The sequence below is a fragment of the Streptomyces sp. NPDC053432 genome, from assembly GCF_055585365.1.
Genome location: NZ_JBVJKF010000006.1, coordinates 70,323 through 93,914 on the forward strand (window position 1 = coordinate 70,323; position 23,592 = coordinate 93,914).

General features: G+C 73.1%; 18 protein-coding genes. 13 read left to right on the forward strand and 5 right to left on the reverse strand.

All coding sequences use genetic code 11. The features are described from left to right. Positions 1–65 precede the first annotated feature (65 nt). The 5 genes from ACZ6Y1_RS12570 to ACZ6Y1_RS12590 all read left to right on the forward strand — a co-directional run bounded on the left by ACZ6Y1_RS12570 (position 66) and on the right by ACZ6Y1_RS12590 (position 6,088). Positions 66–818 carry a peptidyl-tRNA hydrolase gene (locus tag ACZ6Y1_RS12570; RefSeq protein WP_469626824.1) on the forward strand — a complete coding sequence of 251 codons (753 nt, stop codon included), beginning with the start codon at positions 66–68 and terminating at the stop codon, positions 816–818. 120 nt (positions 819–938) lie between these two features. Next, positions 939–2,234 carry an MbnB/TglH/ChrH family RiPP precursor modification enzyme gene (locus tag ACZ6Y1_RS12575; RefSeq protein ID WP_469626827.1) on the forward strand — a complete coding sequence of 432 codons (1,296 nt, stop codon included), beginning with the start codon at positions 939–941 and terminating at the stop codon, positions 2,232–2,234. Then, positions 2,231–3,316, forward strand: a complete 1,086-nt coding sequence (locus tag ACZ6Y1_RS12580) for a TIGR04222 domain-containing membrane protein (protein WP_469626831.1) — start codon at positions 2,231–2,233, stop codon at positions 3,314–3,316. Before ACZ6Y1_RS12575 ends, ACZ6Y1_RS12580 begins: the two co-directional genes overlap by 4 nt. Positions 3,317–3,390: 74 nt before the next feature. Then, positions 3,391–4,191: a TIGR04222 domain-containing membrane protein gene (locus ACZ6Y1_RS12585; protein WP_469626834.1), complete on the forward strand. Its 801-nt coding sequence runs from the start codon at positions 3,391–3,393 to the stop codon at positions 4,189–4,191. A gap of 85 nt (positions 4,192–4,276) precedes the next feature. Beyond that, positions 4,277–6,088: an alpha/beta hydrolase gene (locus tag ACZ6Y1_RS12590; RefSeq protein ID WP_469626837.1), complete on the forward strand. Its 1,812-nt coding sequence runs from the start codon at positions 4,277–4,279 to the stop codon at positions 6,086–6,088. A gap of 113 nt (positions 6,089–6,201) precedes the next feature. On the opposite strand, the gene hemQ is transcribed toward ACZ6Y1_RS12590, so the two are convergent. Together hemQ and hemG are read right to left on the reverse strand one after the other, a co-directional pair. Continuing rightward, positions 6,202–6,915 (reverse strand): hydrogen peroxide-dependent heme synthase, encoded by a 714-nt coding sequence (hemQ, locus tag ACZ6Y1_RS12595; protein WP_376656955.1) that lies wholly within the window; start codon positions 6,913–6,915, stop codon positions 6,202–6,204. A 4-nt stretch (positions 6,916–6,919) separates the two neighbouring features. After that, complete coding sequence (gene hemG / locus ACZ6Y1_RS12600) at positions 6,920–8,437, reverse strand: protoporphyrinogen oxidase (RefSeq protein WP_469626841.1); 1,518 nt, start codon at positions 8,435–8,437, stop codon at positions 6,920–6,922. Positions 8,438–8,575: 138 nt separating this feature from the next. On the opposite strand from hemG, the gene ACZ6Y1_RS12605 reads away from it, so the two are divergent. Beyond that, on the forward strand, positions 8,576–9,571 hold the full coding sequence (locus ACZ6Y1_RS12605) for a DUF4349 domain-containing protein (protein WP_469626844.1): 996 nt from the start codon (positions 8,576–8,578) through the stop codon (positions 9,569–9,571). A 54-nt stretch (positions 9,572–9,625) separates the two neighbouring features. Beyond that, positions 9,626–11,038, forward strand: coding sequence for an FAD-dependent oxidoreductase (locus ACZ6Y1_RS12610; RefSeq protein ID WP_469626847.1), 1,413 nt, complete (start codon positions 9,626–9,628; stop codon positions 11,036–11,038). 174 nt (positions 11,039–11,212) lie between these two features. Here ACZ6Y1_RS12610 and hemE read toward each other — a convergent pair whose 3' ends face one another. Beyond that, positions 11,213–12,277 (reverse strand): uroporphyrinogen decarboxylase, encoded by a 1,065-nt coding sequence (gene hemE / locus ACZ6Y1_RS12615; RefSeq protein WP_469626850.1) that lies wholly within the window; start codon positions 12,275–12,277, stop codon positions 11,213–11,215. Positions 12,278–12,368: 91 nt separating this feature from the next. On the opposite strand from hemE, the gene ACZ6Y1_RS12620 reads away from it, so the two are divergent. The 3 genes from ACZ6Y1_RS12620 (at position 12,369) to ACZ6Y1_RS12630 (ending at position 15,387) form a co-directional block, all read left to right on the forward strand. Further along, positions 12,369–13,025, forward strand: a complete 657-nt coding sequence (locus tag ACZ6Y1_RS12620; RefSeq protein ID WP_469626853.1) for a DUF3000 domain-containing protein — start codon at positions 12,369–12,371, stop codon at positions 13,023–13,025. A gap of 288 nt (positions 13,026–13,313) precedes the next feature. After that, complete coding sequence (locus tag ACZ6Y1_RS12625) at positions 13,314–13,976, forward strand: helix-turn-helix transcriptional regulator (protein WP_007267191.1); 663 nt, start codon at positions 13,314–13,316, stop codon at positions 13,974–13,976. A 127-nt stretch (positions 13,977–14,103) separates the two neighbouring features. Then, the gene (locus ACZ6Y1_RS12630; protein ID WP_469626857.1) at positions 14,104–15,387 is read left to right on the forward strand and encodes an HRDC domain-containing protein; all 1,284 of its coding nucleotides are present in this window, start codon (positions 14,104–14,106) and stop codon (positions 15,385–15,387) included. A 38-nt stretch (positions 15,388–15,425) separates the two neighbouring features. On the opposite strand, the gene ACZ6Y1_RS12635 is transcribed toward ACZ6Y1_RS12630, so the two are convergent. Beyond that, complete coding sequence (locus ACZ6Y1_RS12635) at positions 15,426–16,619, reverse strand: alpha/beta hydrolase (protein WP_469626860.1); 1,194 nt, start codon at positions 16,617–16,619, stop codon at positions 15,426–15,428. Positions 16,620–16,963: 344 nt separating this feature from the next. On the opposite strand from ACZ6Y1_RS12635, the gene ACZ6Y1_RS12640 reads away from it, so the two are divergent. The 3 genes from ACZ6Y1_RS12640 (at position 16,964) to ACZ6Y1_RS12650 (ending at position 22,216) form a co-directional block, all read left to right on the forward strand. Further along, entirely contained in the window at positions 16,964–18,190 is a 1,227-nt protein-coding gene (locus tag ACZ6Y1_RS12640) for a thiolase family protein (RefSeq protein WP_030960473.1), read from the forward strand. After that, a complete protein-coding gene (locus tag ACZ6Y1_RS12645) occupies positions 18,187–20,316 on the forward strand; it encodes a 3-hydroxyacyl-CoA dehydrogenase NAD-binding domain-containing protein (protein WP_469626863.1) in 2,130 nt (709 codons plus the stop codon). The genes ACZ6Y1_RS12640 and ACZ6Y1_RS12645 overlap by 4 nt, the downstream gene beginning before the upstream one ends. A gap of 211 nt (positions 20,317–20,527) precedes the next feature. Continuing rightward, positions 20,528–22,216 (forward strand): hypothetical protein, encoded by a 1,689-nt coding sequence (locus ACZ6Y1_RS12650; protein ID WP_469626866.1) that lies wholly within the window; start codon positions 20,528–20,530, stop codon positions 22,214–22,216. A 72-nt stretch (positions 22,217–22,288) separates the two neighbouring features. Here the strand turns inward: ACZ6Y1_RS12650 and ACZ6Y1_RS12655 are convergent, their stop codons facing one another. After that, complete coding sequence (locus ACZ6Y1_RS12655) at positions 22,289–23,581, reverse strand: phosphodiester glycosidase family protein (RefSeq protein WP_469626869.1); 1,293 nt, start codon at positions 23,579–23,581, stop codon at positions 22,289–22,291. Positions 23,582–23,592: the final 11 nt, after the last annotated feature.

Below are 23,592 nucleotides of genomic sequence, written 5' to 3' on the forward strand. Positions count from 1 at the left end.
GATCTTCGCCGTGACCGGGCACCCTCGGCATCATCCTGGAGGGGGAGCCTGGCATCCTTGGCCGGATGAGCAGCCAGCACGCGCACGACGCCTCCCAGGTACCCGCGGTCGGGGCGGACAGCCCGTTCCGGCAGGAGCACGCCCTGCGCGACGAGGCCCCGCAGTTCGTCCTCCCGCTGGTGGTCCGGATCGAGAAGACCGTACCGCCGGGCCGGACGGACGCCCTGGAGACGGCGGCCCGCGCGGTGCTCGTGCTGCTCTCCGACGAGCGGGCGCACGGCGAGGGCGAGTGGGCCGAGGCGGTGCGGGACTGGCAGGACGCGCGGATCCGCAAGGTGGTCCGGCGGGCTCGCGGGGCGGAGTGGCGCAAGGCGGAGACCCTGCCGGGCGTCACCGTGCACGGCGACACGTCCGAGGTACGGGTCTTCCCGCCGGTGCCGCTCGACGGCTGGCCCAAGGAACTGGCGAAGCTCCAGGTGTCCGGCACGGACCTCGACGACCCCGAACCGGTCGGCCCGGACACCGAGCCGGGACTGCCCGTGCTGTGGCTGAATCCCGACCTCGCCATGTCGGCGGGCAAGGCGATGGCGCAGGCCGGGCACGGGGCGCAGCTGGCCTGGTGGGAGCTGACCGGCGCGGAGCGCGGGCTGTGGCGGGCCGGCGGCTTCCGCCTGGCCGTGCGCACGGCCCCGCGCGAGCGGTGGGCGGAGCTGAGCGGGAGCGGGCTGCCCGTGGTCCGGGACGCCGGATTCACCGAGATCGCACCCGGCTCCTGCACCGTGGTCGCGGACCACCCGGCGCTGCGGGCACGGCTCTAGCCTCCCGGGCCGCAACCTCAAATGTTGCTCTGAACGTCCCCTCCGGCGGATTGGCCCGGCTTCGGCGGGGCCATCACACGGATGTCATCGGCACACGGCCGGACGAAGGGGGCGGGGGACATGAAGCCCATGGAACGACTGGGAGTGGGGATCGGCTGGCGGCCGGAGATCGCGGACGCCGTCGAGCGGCTGTCCGGCCTCGACTGGGTCGAGGTGGTGGCCGAGAACATCTGCCCGGGCCATCTGCCCGACTCCCTGGTGCGGCTGCGCGAGCGCGGGGTCCGTCTCGTGCCGCACGGGGTCTCGCTCGGCATCGGCGGCGCGGACCGCCCCGACCCGGAGAAGCTCGCGGCGCTCGGCGAGCGGGCGGTGGCGCTGGGGGCGCCGCTCGTCACCGAGCACATCGCGTTCGTACGGACCTCCTCGCCCGCCCTGGAGGCCGGCCACCTGCTGCCGGTGCCGCGCACGCGCGACGCGCTGGACGTGCTGTGCGAGAACGTGCGGATCGCGCAGGACGCCCTGCCGGTGCCGCTGGCGCTGGAGAACATCGCCGCGCTGGTCTCCTGGCCGGACGAGGAGCTGACGGAGGGGCAGTTCCTGACCGAGCTGGTCGAGCGGACCGGCGTACGGCTGCTCATCGACGTCGCCAACCTGCACACCAACCGGGTCAACCGGGGCGAGGACCCGGCCGCCGTGCTGGACGCGATCCCGCTGGAGGCGCTGGCGTACGTGCACGTGGCGGGCGGCGTGGAGAAGAACGGCGTGTGGCACGACACCCACGCGCACCCGGTGCCGCCCGTGGTGCTCGACGTGCTGGCCGGGCTGTGCTCACGCGTGGACCCGCCGGGGGTGCTGCTGGAACGGGACGACGACTTCCCGCCGGAGGCGGAGCTCGCGGCCGAACTGACGGCGGTCCGCGCCGTGCTGGAGGCAGCGCCGGCTCCGGCGGCCGCGGGGGCCGCGGCGGGGCCGGCGGCGCACCGGGGCGCCTCCCCGGACGTCACCGGGGCGGTCCGGACCCGGGTGGGGCTCGGGCAGGCCGCACTGCTGTCCGCGCTGGTGGCCGGGACGCCCGTGCCCGAGGGCTTCGACCGGCGGCGGGTCCGGGTGCAGGCCCGGGCGCTGGCCGCCAAGCGGGCCGACGTGGTGGCCAGGGTGGCGCCCGAACTGCGGGAGGTCCTCGGCGGCGCCGAGCCGTACCGCGAGGCCTTCCTCGCGTACGCCAAGGGCCGCCCGATGACCGGCGGCTACCGCCGCGACGCGCTCGACTTCGCCGAGCACCTGCTGATCCGGGACCTCCCGGCCGATGCGGCGGCGAGGCGGCGGCTCACCGCCTGGTGGCGGGAGCGGGCCGGGGTGCGGCCGCCCGGCCGTGTCGTGCGCTGGGCCCGGACGCTCGTGGGGAGGGCGGCATGAGCTTCACGAACGTGCTGGCCGTCGTGGTCTGGGTGGGGGTCCTGGCCTCCTCCCTCTTTCTCGTGAGCGGGCTGCGCGGCCCCCGGCCCCGGTCCGGCGGCTCCCCGGCCGCCCCGCTCGACCTGTCCGAGGCCGCGTTCCTGGTGGGCGGGCCGGGCGGCGTAGTGGACGCCGCGCTCGCCGCCATGCTCTCGGACGGGCGGCTGGTGGCCGGCGGTCCCGGCATCGTCCAGGTACGGCCCGGGGCGCGGGGCGGCGATCCCGCCGAGCGCGCCGTCCTCCGGGCCCACCAGGCGGCGCCCTCGGGGTGGCTGTACCAGGTGCGGTACGCGGCCATGTGCGACCCGGCCGTACAGGAGATCGGGGACGCCCTCGCGGCCCGCGGGCTGCTCAACCCGCCCGGCCACGCCCCGTCCCGGCGGCGCTGGGGCGTGGTCCAGGCCGTCGTGTGCGCGGTCCTCGTCCCGGTGTCGATCCCGCTGACCATCGTGGGCATGGTCGTGCTGTCGGACTCGGTGCCGTTCATCCTGGTGGTGCTGCCCGCGCTGGCGGGCGGGATCGTCATGGGCGTGATCGGCGCGCGCCGGGCCAGGAGCCGGCTCACCCCGGCGGGGGCGCGGGCGCTGTTCACGGTGCGCCGCGCGTACCAGCACGACCAGAGCCCGTACGTGCGGATCTCGCTGTCCGGGCTGCGCGGTCTGCGGGACCCGCACCTGCGCCGGCAGCTGGTACCCGCGGCCCGGAGCACCCGGCTGGCGGCGGCCCAGTCCAGGAGCCGTACGCACGGCTCGCCGGGCTCGCACCGCTCGCACCACTCGCACGGCTCCGACTCCTCCTCCGAGGCCCTCGTGCCGATCGTCTGGTGCGCGGGCGGTGACGGCGGGAGCGGTTCGAGCTGCGGGACCGGAGCGAGCTGCGGCTCGGGGTCGGGCTGCGGTTCCTCGGGCAGCAGTTGCGGCGGCAGCGGCTCCAGCTGTTCCAGCTGTTCCAGCAGCAGCTCCAGTTGCGGCAGTTCGAGTTCGAGCTGCAGCAGCTCCAGCTGCGGCAGCTCGTCCAGCTCCAGCTGTTCCAGCAGCTCCTGACGGCCCATCACGGTCCCATTACAAGCTGTTCGCACCCCCTGACCAGGCACATCATCTGCTTGTAGAAAGCGGACATGTTCTGGGTCCTGTTCCTGCTGGCGGCTTGGGCCGGGGTGCTCGTGTCGTGCGCCCGTCTCCTGAGGGCCGCCACCCGGGCGGCGGAGCCCGCGCCGGGCTCCGCCGCCCCGCACCACCACCACGGCGGCCTGAGCCTGTACGAGGCCGCCTACCTCGCCGGCGGCCCCCTGCGGGTCGCCGACCTGACACTGCTCTCGATGCAGCGCGAGCGGCGGCTGCTGCTCGCCCACACGGGCTGGGCGACGGTCGTCGATCCCGTAGGACGCGATCCGCACGAGCGGTCGGTACTGGGGGCGTTCGGCCCGGACGGTCAGTCGCCCGTGCCGGCGCTGCGGTACACGGTGGCGGAGGACGACGCCGTACGGGACCTCGCGGACCGGCTGGGCGAGGCGGGGCTCGCGCTGAGCGAGGGCGTACGGAGCGGCATCGGCGCGGGGGTACGGGCCGTCCAGGGGGCCACCCTGCTGGTGCTCGCGATGGCGGCGGCCGCGCTCGCCGTCCCACCCGCGGGGACGTCGGCCACGATCGTCCTGGTGTGGTTCCTGCTGCCGCTGATCCTGTCCCTGAGCTGTCTCGGGATAGCCCGCTTCGACGGGCACCTGCACTCGTCCTGGGCCTCCCCCGCCGGGCAGCGGCTGCTCCTCGCGCTGGAGGAGGAGCACGACGAGGAGGAGGGCGGGGAGGAGTCACTGGCCGTGGTGGCCGTACGGGGCGTACGCGCGGTCGGCGACCCCCGGCTCCGGGCGGCCCTGGGGTACGGCAACCGGGGGCCGATCCCGGGGCAACGGGACCAATGAGGCCGACACCGGCCGCCGATCCTTTACACGGGCACCGCCCGACCGTTTAGTCGGCTCATCGGACGACCCGAAGGGCCGACCCCTCATGCCCACGCCCCCGCCCCGCCCCACCATCGCCGCCGCCTTCGCCCTGGCCCTCCTCGTCACCGCCTGTCCGGCTGCCGGAGCCACCGGCGTCGGGCACACGGCCCGCCGGGCCGCCGCCGTCGAGGTCCCGGCGGGCGGAGGCCCGGCCCCCGGTGAAGCCGCCCCTCCCGGCCACCCCGCCGCGGGCGATCCCGCGGAAGCCGCGGGAGCCGAACTCGTGGCCCGCCGCGCCGCCGCCGCTGCGGCCCGCGGCTGGCCCCCTCCGCCCGTACACCCCGCCGGAGGCGAGGCCGCCGGGGCCACCCGCCCCGCCGGAGCCGGGCCGCTGGTGTTCGGCGGCTGCCCCGCCTCCGAGGGCCTGCCCGGCGGCGTGCGGTGCGCCGGGCTGCGCGTGCCGCTCGACTACGCGCGCCCCGACGGGCCGCAGATCGTCCTCACCGTCAGCCGGGTCCCGGCGACCGGGGAGGGCGGGGCGCGCAGGCAGGGGGCGCTCGTCAGCAATCCCGGCGGGCCCGGGGCGTCCGGAACGGCCTTCCCGCTCGCCGCCGGGCTCCCCGAGTGGCGGCGGGTCGCCGCCGCCTACGACTTCGTCGGGTACGCCCCGCGCGGCGTCGGCCGCTCCGCCCCGCTGTCCTGCCAGGACCCCGCCGCCCGCAGCGGCCCGACCCAGGTCCCCGCCGTGCCCTCCCCCGCGTACAAGCGGCAGCGCGTCGCCGCCGCCCGGGCCTACGCCGAGGGCTGCGCACGGCGCGCCGGCGCCTCCCTGCCGTACTACACGACGCTGAACAACGCCCGCGACCTGGACGTGCTGCGCGCCGCCCTCGGCGAGCGCCGGCTGACCTTCATGGGCGGCTCCTACGGCACCTACCTCGGCGCCGTCTACGCCACCCTCCACCCGGACCGCGTGCGCCGCATGGTGTTCGACTCGGCGGTCGATCCCGATCCGGCCGGCATCTGGTACCGCTCACAGCTCGGCCAGGCCGCCGCCTTCGAGCGCCGCTGGTACGACTTCCGCTCCTGGGCCGCCCGCCACCACTCCGTGTACCGCCTCGGCAGCACCCCGGCGGCCGTGCAGGCCTCCTACGAGCGCGTCCGGGAGGCGCTGGCCCGTACGCCCGCCGCCGGCCGGGTCGGTACCGGCGAGCTCCGGGCCGCCTACCTGCGGGCCGCGTACTACGACGACGTGTGGCCGGACCGGGCGGCGGCGCTCGCGGCGTTCCTGCGGGGCGATCCGGCGGAACTGGTACGGCAGGCCGCGCCCGACCCGGCGCGGGCGGCGGAGGCCGAGAACGCGACGGCCGTCTACACGGCGGTGCTGTGCAACGACGCTCCCTGGCCCGGGGAGTGGGCCGTCTGGGACCGGGACGGCACCGCGCAGGCCCGTACGGCCCCGTTCGGGACCTGGGCCAACACCTTCCTGAACCTGCCCTGCGCCTACTGGCCCGTGCGCGAGCGGCAGCGGCCGGTGCCGGTCGGGGAGCGGCCGGGGCCGGCGGCGCTCCCCCGCACCCTGATCGTGGCGGCGGAGCGCGACGGGGCGACCCCGTACCGGGGCGCGCTGGAGCTCCAGCGGCGGCTCGGCGGTCAGGCCGCGCTGGTCACGGAGAAGGGGTCCGGCTCGCACGGCGTGGCCGGCGGACGCAACGACTGCGTGGACCGGCACGTGGAGCGGTATCTGCTGACGGGTGACACCTCGGGTTGGCGTGTCACGTGTGCGCCGCATCCGGAGCCCGCACCGGTGTCGCTGGACGACCGGACGGCGAGCACCCGCGGGGCCACCCCCGGGGCACTGCTGTCGCCAGTCGTCTGAACTTCCGGGCGGGATCTCCGGCTGCGTCGTTTCGGGGGCAGGGCCTCCCGATCCACCGGAGGAACTCACCGAACGGTGTGGTCGTCCTCCGGTCCTTCCCCCCAGGGGAGGTATCAGGCGAGCCCGGCCACCAGGTCGGCGACGGACTTGCGGCGCCCGGTGTAGAAGGGCACCTCTTCACGGACGTGCATACGGGCCTCGGAGGCGCGCAGGTGGCGCATCAGGTCGACGATCCGGTACAGCTCGTCGGCCTCGAAGGCCAGCAGCCACTCGTAGTCGCCGAGCGAGAAGGAGGCGACGGTGTTGGCGCGCACGTCCGGGAAGCCGCGGGCCATCTTGCCGTGGTCGGCGAGCATGCGGCGGCGGTCCTCGTCGGGCAGCAGGTACCAGTCGTAGCTGCGTACGAAGGGGTACACGCTGACGTACTCGCGCGCGACCTCGTCGGCCAGGAAGGCCGGGATGTGGGACTTGTTGAACTCGGCCGGGCGGTGCAGGGCCATGTTCGACCACACCGGCTCCAGCGCGCGGCCCAGCTTGGTGCGGCGGAACAGGTTGTAGGCGGTCTGCAGCTCGTCCGCCGTCTCGGCGTGCCACCAGATCATGACGTCGGCGTCGGCGCGCAGGCCGGAGACGTCGTAGGCGCCGCGGACGGTGATGTCCTTGGCCGCCAGCTGGTCGAAGAGCTCCTGGACCTCGTCGGCGTAACCGCTGCGGTCCTCCGGAAGAACGTCCTTCAGCTTGAAGACGGACCACAGGGTGTAGCGGATGACCTCGTTGAGGTCCTTCGCCTTCTTCCCCGCGTTGGGAATCTTCTCTGGTGCAGTCATGTGCCTATTGTCCCGTGTGCTGATCAGTGGTCCGTGCCAGGGGTGCGGAACGCGCCCGGAACGATCCGGTCACCGCGTCCGCGGCCTTGCCGGCACTGGCGATGCAGGCCGGAACGCCCACTCCGTCGTACACCGCCCCGCACACCGCGAGGCCGGGCAGGGACGCGACCGCGCCGCGGATCCGCCCGACGCGGGAGAGGTGGCCGACCGGGTACTGGGGCAGGCCGCCGTCCCAGCGGGTGACGGTGGAGGCCACCGGCCGGGCGGCGAGGCCCACGGCCTCGCCGAGGTCGGCCAGGGAGACCTGGACGAGTTCTCCGTCCTCCCGTTCCAGATCGGCCTCGTCGCCGTACCGGCCGACCGAGGTGCGCAGCAGGAAGAGCTCCGGATCGGCTCCCGACCAGGCCCACTTGTTGCTGGAGAAGGTGGAGGCCTTGATGGTCCGGCCGTCGACGGGCGGTACGAGGAACCCGCTGGCGCCGCCCGCGGTGACGGACGCCGGCAGGTCGGAGCGGCGGAAGGCCAGCGTGACCAGGGCCATGGAGGCGTACTCGATCCCGCGCAGCTCGGCCGCGGCGGCCGGCGCGAGGCCGTCGAGCAGCCGGGCGGCGGGCCCCGCGGGGGTGGCCAGGACCACGCCGTCGGCGTCGATGACCTCGACGGCCTCGCCGCCGGCGACGACCCGCCAGCCCTCGGCCGTCCGCGTGACCTCGCGCACGGGGGTTCCGGTGACCAGGCGGGCTCCGGCGGCCCGGCAGGCCTCGGCCACGGCGAGCGGGAGCCGTCCGACGCCGCCCTCGATCCCGGCGAAGAAGGCACCGGTGGCGGCCGCGCCGGTGACGGTGGTCCGCTCCGCGGCCGCGCGGCTCGCCGCCCCGGCCTGCAGGGCGCGGACGCTCCCGGTGAGCGTGGGGTGGGTGCGTACGGCCTCGTAGAGGGCGGGCACGGCGGCGCGCATCGAGATGCGGTACGCGTCGCCCGCGTAGACCCCGCCGAGCAGGGGCTCGACGAGCCGGTCGACGACCTCGCGTCCCATTCGGGCCGCCACGTACTCGCCGACGGCGACGTCCTCGCCGACCTCGGTGGGCGGCAGGTCCCGGTCGGCCCGGATCCGGGCCAGTCCCTCGGGGGAGAGCACTCCGGAGGCGGCGAGCGGTTCGAGGTCGCCGGGGACGCCCATGACGTGCCCGCGCGGCATCGGCCGCAGTTCGCCCCGGGTCCAGAGGTGGGCGGTGGCGGTGGCGGGCGGCTGGAGGGCTTCGCCGAGGCCGACGGCGCGGGCGAGTTCCAGGGCCTCGGGGCGGCGGGCGAGCAGGGACTCGGCGCCGAGGTCGACGGGGGCCCCGGCGAGCTCACCGGCGTACAGCTTGCCGCCGAGCCGGTCCCCGGCCTCCAGCAGCGTGACGCGGACGCCTTCGGCGAGCAGCCGGTGGGCTGCCGCGAGGCCCGCGATGCCGCCGCCGATGACGACGACGTGCCGGCCGTGGCCGGGGCGATCCGTACGCATGTCCGCTTCGTGCATGGACACATCGTCTCAGACCGATCTCCGAGGCCGGACCGTGACCGCATCGGGACCGGCCCGGAACCGCGGAAGCGAAACCCGGGACGGGACGGCGCACGTCGAAACGGCAACACCAGCCGATCCTCGGGGGTTTCGACGATGCGCGCACCACTCGGACACCGTTCCGCGGCCACCCTGGCCGCCCTCTCGCTCGCGGGGGCGCTGGCCCTCACCGGCTGCGCCGGCGGCTCGGACGGCGCCGCCGCCGACAAGGCGGCCGTCGCACCCCGGGAGGGCGCGGCCCAGGCCCCGGCCCCGGCGTCCCAGGGCAAGGGGGGCGCGGGCGCGGCGGCGCCCCGGGCCGCGGACGGCAAGGAACAGCAGCCGCCGGCCGCGGTCCGCCCGAACGTCATCCGAACGGCGACGCTCGGCATCGAGACGGCGGACCCGCAGAAGACCCTCGCGACGGCCCGCACGGCGGCCGAGGGCGCGGGCGGCTACGTCGGAGCCGAGTCCACCCGGCGCGGCGGGGACGGCCGGATGACCTCCACGCTGACCCTGCGGGTCCCGGGCGACCGGTACGACGCGGTGCTCGGCGCGATGGAGGGCAGCGGAAAGCTCCTGCACCGCAAGGTCGACGCACAGGACGTGACCGAGAAGGTGGCCGACATCGGCAGCCGGGTGGCCTCGCAGCAGGCCAGTGTGGCGCGGGTGCGGGAGATGATGGGCAAGGCCTCGGCACTGGGCGACGTCGTGATGCTGGAGGGCGAGCTGAGCCGGCGCCAGTCCGACCTGGAGTCCCTGCTGGCGCAGCAGACGGCGCTGAAGGACCAGACCTCGATGGGCACGATCACCCTGGAGGTCTCGGAGCCGGCCGCGAAGCCGGCGGCGCGGCAGAAGGAGGAGGAGCCGACCTTCCTGGGCGCCCTGCACGGCGGCTGGGACGTCTTCACACGGCTCGTGCGCTACCTGCTGGTGGCGGTCGGCGCGCTGCTGCCGTTCGCGGCGGTGGCGGCGGTGGCGGGGCTCGGGTGGCGGCTGTACCGGCGGCTGCGGCCGGCGGCGCCGAAGGCCGCCCCGGCCCCGGAGAGGGTCCCGGCCCAGGCGGCCCGCACGGCGGGGACTTCGGAAACGGGGGCCCGGGTGCAGGACTGAACGCACGTTCGCCCGTAGCGTGTTCACCATCTGGCGGGCGGCTGCGAAGGGGCGATGGGGACCATGGCGACGAGGGAACGACTGGTGGTGGTCGGCGGGGACGCGGCGGGGATGTCCGCCGCGTCGCAGGCCCGCCGGCTCAGGGGCCCGGCGGAGCTGGAGATCGTCGCCTTCGAGCGCGGGCACTTCACCTCGTACTCCGCGTGCGGGATCCCGTACTGGATCGGCGGTCAGGTGGCCGGGCCGGACGAGCTGATCGCCCGTACGCCCGAGGAACACCGGGCCCGGGACATCGACCTGCGCACCCGCACGGAGGTCGTGGAGCTCGACCTGGCCGGGCAGCGGGTGCGCGCCCGCGATCTGGACACCGGATCCGAATCCTGGACGGGATACGACGAGCTCGTCCTGGCGACGGGCGCCCGGCCCGTCCGCCCCTCGCTCCCGGGCATCGGCGCGCACGGGGTCCACGGCATCCAGACCCTGGACGACGGGCAGCGCCTGATGGCCACTCTGAATCGGCAGGAGGGGTCGGAGCGCACGCGGGGCCGCCGGGCCGTCGTCGTGGGCGCCGGATACATCGGCGTGGAGATGGCGGAGGCGCTGATCGGGCGGGGCTTCGAGGTCACCGTCCTGAACCGGGGCGAGCAGCCGATGTCCACCCTGGACCCGGACATGGGTGGCCTGGTGCACGGCGCGATGAACCGTATGGGGATCCGTACGGTCTCGCGCGCCGAGGTGACGAAGATCCTCACCGACGAGGAGGGGGCCGCCCGGGCGGTGGCCACGGCGGGGGGCGAGGAGTACCCGGCGGACGTGGTCGTCCTCGGCATCGGCGTCGAGCCGCGCACGGCCCTCGCCCGTGACGCCGGGCTCCCGCTGGGCCCCTCGGGCGGCATCCTCACGGACCTCTCGATGCGGGTCCGGGGCCACGGGAACATCTGGTCGGGCGGTGACTGCGTGGAGGTCCTGGACCTGGTCGCGGGCCGCACCCGGCACATCCCGCTGGGCACGCACGCCAACAAGCACGGCCAGGTGATCGGCTCGAACGTGGGCGGCGGCTACGCGACGTTCCCGGGTGTCGTCGGCACGGCGGTGAGCAAGGTCTGCGACCTGGAGATCGCCCGTACGGGGCTGCGCGAGAAGGACGCCCGGGAGGCGGGGCTGCGCTTCGTGACGGCGACGATCCGCTCGACGAACACGGCGGGGTACTACCCGGGCGCGGAGGAGATGACGGTGAAGATGCTGGCGGAGCGGCGCACCGGCCGCCTCCTGGGCGTGCAGATCGTCGGCGGCGCCGGTTCCGCGAAGCGGGTGGACATCGCGGCGGTCGCCCTGACGGCGGGCATGACGGTGGAGCAGATGGTCTCCCTGGACCTGGGCTACGCCCCGCCGTTCTCCCCGGTCTGGGACCCGATCCTGGTGGCGGCCAGAAAGGCCGTCGCCGCGGTCCGCGCGGCGGGCGGCTAGGGCGGCCCGACGCGGGCGGGCCCTGCGGGGCTGGATTGCCCGGAGGGCAGATTCCAGCCCGCGCGGCGTTTGAGCGCACGGGCGCGCAGCGCCCGGAACGGGTCCGGGCGGAGCCCGGGAACCGGAGAAAGGGCGGGGCGGGGAGGGGCTCCGCGCAGCGGCGGACCGGAGGGGCTAGCGCTGCGTCTTCGTGTGGACGTAGTCCACCAGGCGGGTCAGCGCGTCCGGGTCCGTCGTCGGGAGGACGCCGTGGCCAAGGTTGAAGACGTGGCCCTCCAGGCCGGAGGCCGCCGCCAGGACCTCGTCCGTCTTCGCCCGCACGGCCTCCTCGGTGGAGAAGAGGACCGCCGGGTCCAGGTTGCCCTGGAGCGCCTTGCCCGGGCCGACCCGGCGCGCGGCCTCGTCCAGTGCGACGCGGTAGTCGACGCCCACCACGTCCGCGCCCGCCTCGCCCATCAGGCCGAGCAGCTCGCCCGTGCCCACGCCGAAGTGGATCCGCGGGACGCCGTACGAGGCCACGGACTCCAGCACCTTCGCCGACGCCGGCATCACCGAGCGCCGGTAGTCCGCCGGGGCCAGCGCGCCGACCCAGGAGTCGAAGAGCTGGACAGCGGAGGCGCCGGCCTCGATCTGGACCTTCAGGAAGGCGGAGGTGATCTCCGCGAGCCGGTCCAGCAGGTCCGCCCACAGCTGCGGGTCCCCGTACATCAGGGCCTTGGTGTGCTCGTGGTTCTTCGACGGGCCGCCCTCGACGAGGTAGCTCGCGAGGGTGAAAGGCGCGCCGGCGAAACCGATCAACGGCGTGGAGCCCAGTTCACCCGTGAGCATGCCGATCGCCTCGGTGACGTACGTGACGTCCTCCGGGGTGAGGTCGCGCAGCTGTGCGAGGTCCTCGCGGCGGCGGATCGGCTGGGCGACGACCGGGCCGATGCCCGGCTTGATGTCCAGGTCGACGCCGATGGCCTTCAGCGGGACCACGATGTCGGAGAAGAAGATCGCCGCGTCGACGTCGTGCCGCCGCACCGGCTGCAGGGTGATCTCGGTGACCAGGTCCGGGCGCATGCAGGACTCCAGCATGGCCGTGCCTTCGCGCACCTTGCGGTACTCGGGGAGCGAGCGCCCGGCCTGCCTCATGAACCACACCGGGGTGTGCGGCACCGGCTCGCGCCGGCACGCCTTCAGGAAGGCGGAGTCGTACGTCTTGCTCGGCTGGCGCTGGGGCGTCTCGTTGGCACTCACGACCCAAATCTTCGCACGTATGAAGAAGTGCCCGGCCCGGCGCGGGTGTGGCTGCGCCGTACGGGCGCCCGTTCCGCCTAGTCTTCCCGGCATGGCTGCGGCTCAGGGACGATTTTCAGATGGCGCTGACGGTACGGACAGCGCGAAGGAGAGCTCGGTCCCGCTCCCGTTCCGGCGGGCGGTCGACGGCTTGAAGAAGGCGCGGCTGCGCACGGGGATCGAGATCGACCCCACGAAACCGCCGCAGAGACTGGCGCCGTACGCCTACGCGCTGGAAGCGGCGGTCGTGGACGGCGAGGACGATCTGGCCGACGGCCGGCTCATCCTGCTCCACGATCCGGCCGGGCACGAGGCCTGGCAGGGGACCTTCCGGCTGGTGACGCTCGTACGGGCGGAGCTGGAGCCGGAGATGGCCGCGGACCCGCTCCTGCCCGAGGTGTGCTGGTCCTGGCTGACGGGGGCGCTGGAGGCGCGCGGCCTGGCGTACGGGGAGGCGAGCGGCACGGTGACCATGGCGGGCTCGCACTACTTCGGCGGGCTCGCGGAGCGGCGGCCGGCGACGCAGATCGAGATCAGGGCCTCGTGGACGCCCCGCGAGGGGGTGGGCGGGGTGCCGGACACCCCGGCGCACCTGTCGGCGTGGTGCGAGCTGCTCTGCCAGGTCGCGGGGCTGCCGCCGGTGGGTCCGACGGACACGGTCACGGGTGTGGTCTCCCTGCCACAGCGCCGGGGTCCGCACCACCCGTAGCCGCGGGGCCGTACGGACGCGCGAGGAGCGCCGTACGGACGTACGGAAAGCCTGGGAACAACTGGTCGAGGCCCGCAACGGGGTGTCGGAACGCGGCATCCGTTGCGGGCTTCTGATCACCCTATGATCGATCGTGCGTCCGAATTGCCCGAATTGTTACTCACCAAATCGTGATCATTCCCTAAAGCCGGGCGGGTGACGTGCCGAAGGAGTCAGTGACCATCCGCACGGTTCGCACCGGCTTCCTTCCCCGAGCCGGCCGTCCCGCCACTCCCCCAGGAGGCCTAGGTGTCCGTTCTTCTCGAGCAGCCCGCAAGCCTGGTCGCCTACCGCCCGAACAAGCCGACGGCCATGGTCGTCGTGGCCGACCCGCGCGTGCGTTCCACCGTGACCCGTCATCTGTGGGCCCTCGGAGTACGTGACGTGATCGAGGCGTCGTCCATCGCGGAGGCCCGCCCCCGCGTCGGCAGCCCGCGCGACATCTGCGTGGCCGACGTCCACCTGCCCGACGGTTCCGGTCTCACCCTGCTCTCCGAGACCCGCGCCGCCGGCTGGCCCAACGGCCTGGCCCTGTCCGCCGCCGACGACATCGGCGCCGTCCGCAACGCCCTCGCGGGCGGAGTGAAGGGCTACGTCGTCACCGGTACGCGGACCAACATCGGGCTCCCCACCCGGCCCGGCGCCGCCCCCATCGGTGCCGCCGCCGCCCGCATGCACCGCCGCCCCCCGGGTGCCCCGAGCCACCCGGGCGGCTACCGCGAGCTCTCCGGCCGTGAGGTCGAGGTCCTGCGCCTCGTCGCGGAGGGCCAGTCCAACAAGGCCATCGGCGTCTCGATGGGCCTGTCCGCCCTGACCGTCAAGTCCCACCTGGCCCGCATCGCCCGCAAGCTGGGCACCGGCGACCGCGCCGGCATGGTCGCCGTCGCCCTGCGGACCGGGATCATCCACTGAGCGCGGGCGGCCGGGACCCCCGGATAGACGGCCGGGAACCCCCCGGCAGCCTCCCCGCACACCGATCGCGCCCGTCGACGGAACGTTCCGGCGACGGGCGCGGCGCATCCACGGATACCCTTGAGCGGTGACCGACGCCCAAGAGACCGCAGCAGACCTGCGCACCACCACCGGGGGCGGCCCCCCGGACGAAGTCGTCAGTTCGTCCGATGGGCCGCCGATTCCTTTGCTGGAGCCCCGTGAGGGCATTCCTCCGGTGGTCGCCGACGCCGACGCCCTCGCCGCCGTGGTCGCGGCCTTCGCCGCGGGCACCGGCCCCGTCGCCGTCGACGCCGAGCGCGCTTCCGGATACCGCTACGGCCAGCGCGCCTACCTGGTGCAGCTGCGCCGCGAGGGCGCGGGCTCCGCGCTGATCGACCCGGTGGGCTGCCCCGACCTGTCCGTGCTGGGCGATGCCCTGTCCGGTACCGAGTGGATCCTGCACGCCGCCACCCAGGACCTGCCGTGCCTGCGCGAAATAGGCATGCGGCCGACCTCCCTCTTCGACACGGAGCTGGCGGGCCGGCTGGCCGGCTTCCCCCGGGTCGGACTGGGCGCGATGGTCGAGAGCGTGCTCGGCTACGCGCTGGAGAAGGGGCACTCCGCCGTCGACTGGTCCACCCGCCCGCTCCCGGAGCCGTGGCTGCGCTACGCCGCGCTGGACGTGGAGCTGCTGGTGGACCTGCGGGACGCGCTGGAGAAGGAGCTGGACCGCCAGGGCAAGCTGGAGTGGGCCCGCCAGGAGTTCGACGCGATCGCCTCGGCCCCGCCCGCCCCGCCGCGCAGGGACCCGTGGCGGCGCACCTCGGGCATGCACAAGGTGCGCCGGCGCCGGCAGATGGCGGTCGTACGGGAGCTGTGGGAGTCCCGGGACCGGATCGCGCAGCGGCGTGACGTGTCGCCGGGCAAGGTGCTGGGCGACGCCGCGATCGTGGAGGCCGCGCTGGCGCTGCCGGTGAACGCGCAGGCGCTGTCGGCGCTTCCGGGCTACGGCCAGCGGATGGGCCGGCGCCAGCTGGAGCAGTGGATGGCGGCGGTGGACCGGGCGAAGGCACTGCCCGAGAACGAGCTGCCGCAGCCGGGCGCGAGCCCGGCCGGACCCCCGCCGCCGCGCTCCTGGGCGGACAAGGACCCGGCCGCCGCGGCCCGGCTGGCAGCGGCCCGCACCGCCGTGTCGGCCCTCGCGGAGGGACTGAACCTGCCGCAGGAGAACCTGATCACCCCGGACACGGTCCGCCGGCTGTGCTGGGAGCCGCCGCAGCGCGTCGACGCGGACACGGTGGCCGCGGCCCTGGCGGGCTACGGCGCCCGCCCGTGGCAGATCGAGCAGGTCACCCCGGCCCTGGTCACGGCCCTGGCCGCGACCGCCTGACCCGGGCCGCGCCGAAGCCACGCCGGACCGACGGGGCCTCACTCCAGCGAAGTGAGGCCCCCGTCCTCGTCCCGGTGGAAGCTCCCGCCCTTCTCGCCGAACACCTTGCCGTTCTTGAGCCATTGCTCGGACATGCCGTGGAGGTGACTCGCCGCCCGCTCCCAGACGATCTGGTGGCCCGCGCAGGCGAGCCGGAACATCAGCTTCTTCTTCCCTGGGATCAACCGGTACAGCTCGGGCACCGAGAAGTACAGCAGTCCCAGGTCCGACGCCGTGTTCACGATGGAGTCGTGCTCCCCGTACACGAGGCACACGGGCACCGTCTGGCCGAGGACGTTGTGCAGCGGGACGGTCCGGGAGTTCCACCCCCACCAGAACGAGTTGCGCACCCTGACGAACCCCGTCGGTGCTCCGGGCGTCGGACCGCCCCACGTGGCACCGAGCGCGTCGACGTCCTGGATCGCCTTCCACACCTCGTCGAGCACACCGTTCTCACGCTGGTCCGGGCACTTCAGGTCCCTGGCCCACGACGCCGCGAGCCCGTTCTTCGAGGTGACGGACATCGGGTAGCCGAAGGCCGCCGCCGGGGTACCCACCGGCATGTCCACCGGCGCGCCGAAGTCGGTGTTCTCCTTGCTCGCCCTTCCGTGGGGCGGGAAGATCGGCGCCGCCAGAAAGAGGCTCTTGACCTTGTCGGCGTGCTGGATCGTGTACGGCCCGAGCTGCTGCGCGGCCGCGGACCAGCCGATCAGGTCGATCTTGGCCGTGGGGTCGCCGATCTCCTTGCGGATGAACTCGACGACCGTGTCGACCTCGTCCCAGTCGCTCTTGGAGTTGTTCAGCTGGAAGGCGTACTGCGCGGGGGCGTCCGGGGCCGGCAGGTCGGCCGGGGGGATCGGGTTGGGGCAGAGCAGCGGGCGCTGCGCGGGGCTGACGTTGAGCGGCTGGTCCATCACGGCGGGATGGGTCGACAGCCCTGACCCCTGGAGCTCCATCACGAAGACGTCGTAGCCCGCCCTGGCCAGCTGCTCGGCCCAGCTGTAGCTCTTGTTCGGGGGGTCGAAGCCCGCCAGGGCCGGGACGCTCCGGCCGTGCAGCATCAGGACTGGCTTTCGCGGGCCGGTCACGGGCCTGCGCTCCCGTACGAAGAGCTTGACCATGTCCCCGGTATTGGCCGGGATGGTCGACCTGTGGTCGACGTAGTGGTCCTTGAAGGTTGTCTGGGCCGCCATCGATGGCTCCGTTTCCGCCGGTGGGCCCCGGGCGGTCGCCCGGGCCGACCCAGCCTTCGCCCGGGCCCGGGCCCGATGCCACCGACGTGACCGGCCGGCCCCGGCCGGCGACCCGTACGAGTGTCCCCCCGCATGCCGATCGGCCGGGCGCACCACGGGGGCGCGAGGGGGCTCACGGAGTGCCGGGCGAGTGCCGGGCGGTGTGACGTTCGCCGCTGTTCGGGGAGGGGGTGTGCACAAGGGTTACCCGCAAGTAGCATGGGCCGGGTGAGCGGGCGCTCAGTGACGTACGCCGAGCATGCCCCCGCGCAGCAGCGCCATCCCGTACCTGGAGGAGAGCCAACGTGCCTCGTACCGTCAGGGACGTCGTCTTCGTCGACGGCGTCCGCACCCCGTTCGGCAAGGCGGGCCCGAAGGGCATCTACCACGAGACCCGCGCCGACGACCTCGTCGTGAAGGCGATCCGGGAGCTGCTGCGCCGCAACCCGGACCTGGACCCCAAGAAGATCGACGAGGTCGCCATCGCCGCGACCACGCAGATCGGCGACCAGGGCCTGACGCTGGGCCGCACGGCCGGCATCCTCGCGGGCCTGCCGCAGTCCGTCCCGGGCTACTCCATCGACCGCATGTGCGCCGGCGCGCTGACCGCCGTGACCGCCGTCGCGGGCGGCGTGGCCTTCGGTGCGTACGACGTCGCCCTCGCCGGCGGTGTCGAGCACATGGGCCGCCACCCCATGGGCGAGGGCGTCGACCCGAACCCGCGCTTCGTCTCCGAGAAGCTGGTCGACGAGTCCGCCCTGTTCATGGGCATGACCGCCGAGAACCTGCACGACCGGTACCCGACGATCACCAAGCTCCGCGCCGACGAGTACGCCGTGCGCTCGCAGGAGAAGGCCGCCAAGGCGTACGCCGACGGCAAGATCCAGCAGGACCTGGTCCCGATCTCGGTGCGCAACACCAACGAGGCCGCGGGCGAGACGGGCTGGGGCCTGGTCACCACCGACGAGCCGATGCGCCCGGGCACCACGCTGGAGAACCTGGCGAACCTGAAGACCCCGTTCCGTACGCACGGCCGGGTCACCGCGGGCAACGCCGCCGGTCTCAACGACGGTGCCACCGCCGCGATCATCGCCTCCGAGGACTTCGCCCGGGAGAACAACCTCCCGGTCAAGATGCGCCTGGTCTCGTACTCCTTCGCGGGTGTCGAGCCGGAGGTCATGGGCTACGGCCCGATCCCGGCGACCGAGAAGGCCCTGGCCCAGGCCGGCCTGACGATCGACGACATCGGTCTCTTCGAGATCAACGAGGCCTTCGCGGTCCAGGTGCTCGCGTTCCTGGAGCACTACGGCATCGCCGACGACGACGCCCGCGTGAACCAGTACGGCGGCGCCATCGCCTTCGGCCACCCGCTCGCCTCCTCCGGCGTCCGTCTGATGACGCAGCTGGCCCGCCAGTTCGAGGAGCAGCCGCACGTCCGCTACGGCCTGACCACCATGTGCGTCGGCTTCGGCATGGGCGCCACGGTCATCTGGGAGAACCCGAACTTCAACGCCGAGGGAGACTCCAAGTGAGCACCACCGCTGAGCTCCTGAAGGGCGCGGCCGAGCTGTTCCCGGACGAGGTCGTCACGTCCGCGCACGTCCGTCACCTGGACCTGCCGTTCGGCGCCGGGCGCTTCGCGCTCATCACGCTGGACAACGGCTTCGACCACACCAAGCCGACCACCTTCGGTCCGCAGTCGCTCGCCAACCTCAACGCGGCGATCGACCAGGTCGAGCAGGAGGCCCTCGCGGGCTCCATCGTCGGTGCGGGCATCACCGGCAAGCCGTTCATCTTCGCGGTCGGCGCCGACCTCAAGGGCGTCGAGCTGCTGAAGAAGCACGACGAGGCGCTCGCCATCGGCAAGGGCGGCCACGACGTCTTCAAGCGCCTGTCCGCGCTGGGCGTCCCGACCTTCGCGTACTACAACGGCGCGGCGATGGGCGGCGGTGTCGAGGTCGGTCTGCACTGCACCTACCGCACCGTCTCCAAGGCCATCCCGGCCTTCTCGCTGCCCGAGGTCTTCCTCGGTCTGGTCCCGGGCTGGGGCGGCTGCGCCCTCCTCCCGAACCTGATCGGTGCGGAGCGCGCGGTCTCGGTCATCATCGAGAACTCGCTGAACCAGAACCGCCAGCTGAAGGGCAAGCAGGTCTTCGAGCTCGGCATCGCCGACGCGATCTTCGAGGGCGCCGACTTCCTGGAGCAGTCGCTGCTGTGGACCGCGAAGGTCCTGAAGGGCGACACCGAGGTCGTCCGCGCGGAGATCGACCGCGGCGAGGCCTGGGACGCGGCCGTCGCCAAGGGCCGCTTCATCGCGGACTCCAAGGTGCACGGCGCCGCTCCGGCCGCCTACCGCGCGCTGGAGATCATCGCCGCGGCCAAGGACGGCGACCTCCAGGCCGGCTTCGACGCCGAGGACCAGGCCCTGGCCGACCTCATCATGGGCGGCGAGCTGCGCTCGGGCATCTACGCCTTCAACCTGGTCCAGAAGCGCGCCAAGCGCCCGGCCGGCGCCCCGGACAAGTCCCTGGCCCGTCCGGTCACCAAGGTCGGCGTCGTCGGCGCGGGCCTGATGGCCTCGCAGCTGGCGCTGCTGTTCCTGCGCCGCCTGGAGGTGCCGGTGGTCCTCACCGACATCGACCAGGAGCGCGTGGACAAGGGTGTGGGCTACGTCCACGCCGAGATCCAGAAGCTGCTCGGCAAGGGCCGCATCAACCAGGACAAGGCCAACCGCCTGACCGCCCTGGTGACGGGTGTCCTGGACAAGGCCGAGGGCTTCGCGGACGCGGACTTCATCATCGAGGCCGTGTTCGAGGAGATGTCCGTCAAGCAGAAGGTGTTCGCGGAGGTCGAGGCGGTCGCCCCGGCGCACGCGATCCTCGCCACCAACACCTCCTCGCTGTCGGTGTCGGAGATGGCCTCGAAGCTCCAGCACCCGGAGCGCGTGGTCGGCTTCCACTTCTTCAACCCGGTCGCGATCCTCCCGCTGCTGGAGATCGTCCGCGGTGAGCAGACCGACGACGCCTCGCTGGCCACGGCCTTCGGTGTCGCCAAGAAGCTGAAGAAGACCGCGGTGCTGACGAAGGACGCCCCGGCGTTCGTCGTGAACCGCATCCTGACCCGCTTCATGGGCGAGATCCAGAACGTCATCGACGAGGGCACCCCGGTCGTGACGGCGGAGAAGGCCATCGAGCCGCTCGGCCTGCCGATGTCCCCGCTGGTGCTGCTGGAGCTCGTGGGCCCGGCGATCGGCCTGCACGTCTCGGAGACCCTGAACCGCGCCTTCCCGGAGCGCTTCACCGTCTCCCCGAACCTGGCGGCCGTCGTCAAGGCCGGCAAGCGCGGCTTCTACGTCTACGACTCCGGCAAGCCGGAGCTGGACCCCGGGGTCGCCGCCCTCCTGGTGCAGGGCGACTCCGTCCTGACGGAGGAGCAGGTCCGCATCCGCGTCCTGGACGCGGTGGCGCAGGAGATCGGCCTGATGCTGGAGGAGGGTGTCGTGGCCGAGGCCCAGGACATCGACCTCTGCCTCATCACGGGCGCCGGCTGGCCCTTCCACCTGGGCGGCATCACGCCGTACCTGGACCGTGAGGGCGTCTCGGAGCGCGTGAACGGCAAGAAGTTCCTGGCCCCGGGCGTGGCGAGCGTCCCGGCGTAACACCGGACCCATCACTGCCACTGCTCCCGTACTGGGCCTTCGGGCCGGGTGCGGGAGCAGTTGTGTCCGGGGTGTCGTCCTTATTCGTCTGAAACATCACAGACGGGACGGAAGTTACGGGGTCGACCTCGGGAGCGGGCTCTCGGTAGACTTCCGGGGCTTCCGGCAGACGGCGGCGGCGGATATCGACAGGGGCAGGAAAGCACACTCCATGAACTCAGTACTCCCTCCGCTCGTGCCGAATGCCGCGGCCATCGACCGGCGCGCGCTCGTTTCGGGAACCGACACGGCCGGCCTGGTGCCCGTGGAGTACAAGTTCCGCCCCGCCGATGGCGACGCCCGCCACCTCATCGTCGTCTTCTCCGGTTTGGGCGCGCCCAAGGGCTACCATTTCGCCGGCAAATCGCTGGAGGGGCAGCGCGCGAACATCCTCTGGATCCGCGACCACTTCGACGAGCACTACAGCTATTACATGTGCCGGAACATGTCGTTCGACATCGAGTTCTCGGTGCTCTCGCTCATCGACCGCACGCTGGCCGGCCTGAACCTGACCCGCGGCGACGTCAGTCTGTTCGGAGTCTCCAAGGGCGGCAGCGCAGCGCTGTACTACGGACTGAAGTACGGGTTCCGGAACATCGTCTCCGTGGTGCCGCAGTTCCTCATCGGCGACTACGTGAGCGACCCCAGGAGGGCGACCACCGGCCGGTACATGCTGGGTGCCGACATGCCGCAGCAGAACGTGGACGCGCTCAACCACGCCATTCCCGACATGCTGAAGGCATACGGCGCCCAGGGCCACAACGTCTACCTCATCACGTCGGAGGCGGACGAACAGTACCCGGTGGAGATCGCACCTCATCTGAACCTCTTCTGGAACTGCCAGAATTTCAACGTGATCCGCACGAAGTCCGATATGGTCCGTGCGCACGGCGAGGTCTCGGGATACAACATGCCGCTGATGAACGGCATTCTCTCGGCCCTCACCGAAGGCGGTGAACCCCGGCTCGGATTCCTGGAGAACGGATTCACCCCCGACCCGGGGGCGCGGCGGCACGCCATGCTGGAGCGGCGCCAATCGGACACGCTGCTGGCGGTGCTGAAGAAGCAGGACATCCGCGCCAACTACCTCCAGCTCAGCGGCGACGCGTTCATTCCCGGTGAATCGGCCTACGGCGAGGTCCAGACCCTCAAACACCTGGTCGTCGAAGGCGGCGGAAAGAGCTGGGAATTCCCGCTCGCTGTCACGCCCGCCGAACACACCTACAGCTTCTACTTCGACCAGTACGCCAGCGACTACGCCGACGGCGGCTTCGCACCGGAGCACCCCAACGGCATCCCGATGACCGGCATACCCAACGGCAGGTTCGACCTGTCCATCCGCCTGACCAGCCCGTCCGAGGGCATCGACCGGCGGACCCCGCTGGTCGCCAAGCGGCCCTTCGACCTGCGCCGCCCCTTCCGCGGGACCGAGATCTGCCTGACCGGCGACGCCACGAGCGTCAAGCTGGTGCGGCGCCCGATCATCGGGCACGTATCGCCGGAGACCGCGTTCTCGCTGGACAAGACCTGGCAGAAGGGGCGCCTCCTGCACGTCGAGGGTGTGTTCTTCGTCCACGGCCTGAGCGCCGCCCAGCACAGCCACGCCTCGTACTACCTCGTGCTGCGCAATCCCCAGGGCACCTACTCGTACCGGCTGGGCATGTCCGGCAAGCCCGCGGTGGTACGCAAGCACGTGCGGCGAGGCGACTACAACAGCTACGACTACGGCTACTTCGCGACCTCGGGCTACAAGGGCATCGAGGCCAAGAGCGCGGAGCCGGGAGACTACGAGGTCTTCATCTCGATGAGCCGTGACGGGGCCCTGTTCTCCGCACCGGCGGGCACGGTCCGCCTGGACTGACCTGTCCTCGCGCGCAGCGTGCGGGGGGAGCCCGGGCCCGGACTCCCCCTGCACGTCGCTTGTCCCCGTGCGCTATCCGCCGAAGATCCCGATCCCGTTGGAGACCGGCCGCTCGGTGACGTCGTCGTCCGCACCACCCCTGGGGCGGTTGCGGAGTTCGCCGTTCACGATCATGGTGGTGGACCCGCCCCCGTCCAGGTTGATCGCGTCGACGACGCCCAGGGAGGCCAGGAACCGGGCCGCTTCGGCGAGGGTGGCGCCGGCACTCACGCCGACCTCCCTGCCGTCGATGGTGACGAGCAGCAGGGTGCCGTCCGCCTTCACGCCCGCCACGGTACGCGGGTTGGGCTTGCCCCCCGCCGCGTTCGGCGCGACGGTGACGGCGCCGTCCTTGAGCAGTCGGTGGCTGCCGCCGACAGCCGTGTCGACCGGCCCCGTGACGGCCAGGCCCGCGCTGTCCGTTATCTCCTCCGGCACCTCGATCCGGCTGCCCTTGAGCACGTGGCCCTGCAGCCACCCCGCAGCCGCGCCGATGCCGTAGAGGGTGCTGCCGCCGGCCGGAATCCGGCCGCCCGCCGGGACCCTCACCTCGCGGACCGTGCCGTCGGCGGCCAGCACCGCCTCCGCGCTGCGCGGCGGGCCGGGCGGGGTCCGGCCCGACCACTGCTCGGTGAACTGCACGATTTCGTCGGCGTCGGTGCACAGCCCCGAGTACGGCGCGTCCATGGGCTCCTCGGTCGTGGCGATCCGGTCGCCGCCGACGCCACCGCAGCCCAACACACGGCCGGGAACGCGGTTGACTCCGTCCAGTTCACGCTGCGCGGTGTCCTGCGCGACCAGCCTGCCGAAGGTCTGGGTCTCCTCGACGCGCGCCACCAGCCGCCCCTGGTCGTAACCGAGGATCAGGGCCGCCCGGCCGTTGCTCGCCTCGCTGAGGACCTTCCCGTTCTCGGCGTAGAGCCCCAGCGGATCGCCCTCGAAGCCGGCGTGGTGCCGTCCCGTCGCGATGTCGAAGAAGGAGCCGTTGACTGCCGCGCGGGCCCCGGACTGCTTGGCCAGGTCCTTCACGGTCGCGGTCCCGGCGAGCTCCTTGCCGTGGATGCCGCCCACGCGGGCCTTGGCATCGGGACGCACGCTGAGGATCTTGACGGCCGAGGGTCCCCTGCTGCCGAATTCCTGCGAGGTCTCGCGGTACTCGACGCCCGCCGGCAGGTGGAAGTCAGGGGGCGTGGGCGCCGGGCGGTTGTCGTCCGGCGCGGAGGAGGTGCAGGAGGTCGCGGCCAGGGCCAGGCAGAGCAGGACCGCGAGAGTGCCGCGCCTGGCCGTGGCGGACCGGCGGAGCTCCGGGGCCGGGGTTCTCGTCATCCCTTGCGTAC

Coding starts and splice junctions, on each gene's coding strand:
- ACZ6Y1_RS12585 (WP_469626834.1), top strand. CDS start 3,391: ATGTTCTGGGTCCTGTTCCTGCTGGCGGCTTGGGCCGGGGTGCTCGTG.
- ACZ6Y1_RS12580 (WP_469626831.1), top strand. CDS start 2,231: ATGAGCTTCACGAACGTGCTGGCCGTCGTGGTCTGGGTGGGGGTCCTG.
- hemQ (WP_376656955.1), bottom strand. CDS start 6,915: ATGACTGCACCAGAGAAGATTCCCAACGCGGGGAAGAAGGCGAAGGAC.
- ACZ6Y1_RS12570 (WP_469626824.1), top strand. CDS start 66: ATGAGCAGCCAGCACGCGCACGACGCCTCCCAGGTACCCGCGGTCGGG.
- hemG (WP_469626841.1), bottom strand. CDS start 8,437: ATGCACGAAGCGGACATGCGTACGGATCGCCCCGGCCACGGCCGGCAC.
- ACZ6Y1_RS12650 (WP_469626866.1), top strand. CDS start 20,528: ATGAACTCAGTACTCCCTCCGCTCGTGCCGAATGCCGCGGCCATCGAC.
- ACZ6Y1_RS12635 (WP_469626860.1), bottom strand. CDS start 16,619: ATGGCGGCCCAGACAACCTTCAAGGACCACTACGTCGACCACAGGTCG.
- ACZ6Y1_RS12655 (WP_469626869.1), bottom strand. CDS start 23,581: ATGACGAGAACCCCGGCCCCGGAGCTCCGCCGGTCCGCCACGGCCAGG.
- ACZ6Y1_RS12620 (WP_469626853.1), top strand. CDS start 12,369: ATGGCTGCGGCTCAGGGACGATTTTCAGATGGCGCTGACGGTACGGAC.
- ACZ6Y1_RS12610 (WP_469626847.1), top strand. CDS start 9,626: ATGGGGACCATGGCGACGAGGGAACGACTGGTGGTGGTCGGCGGGGAC.
- ACZ6Y1_RS12575 (WP_469626827.1), top strand. CDS start 939: ATGAAGCCCATGGAACGACTGGGAGTGGGGATCGGCTGGCGGCCGGAG.
- ACZ6Y1_RS12605 (WP_469626844.1), top strand. CDS start 8,576: ATGCGCGCACCACTCGGACACCGTTCCGCGGCCACCCTGGCCGCCCTC.
- ACZ6Y1_RS12590 (WP_469626837.1), top strand. CDS start 4,277: ATGCCCACGCCCCCGCCCCGCCCCACCATCGCCGCCGCCTTCGCCCTG.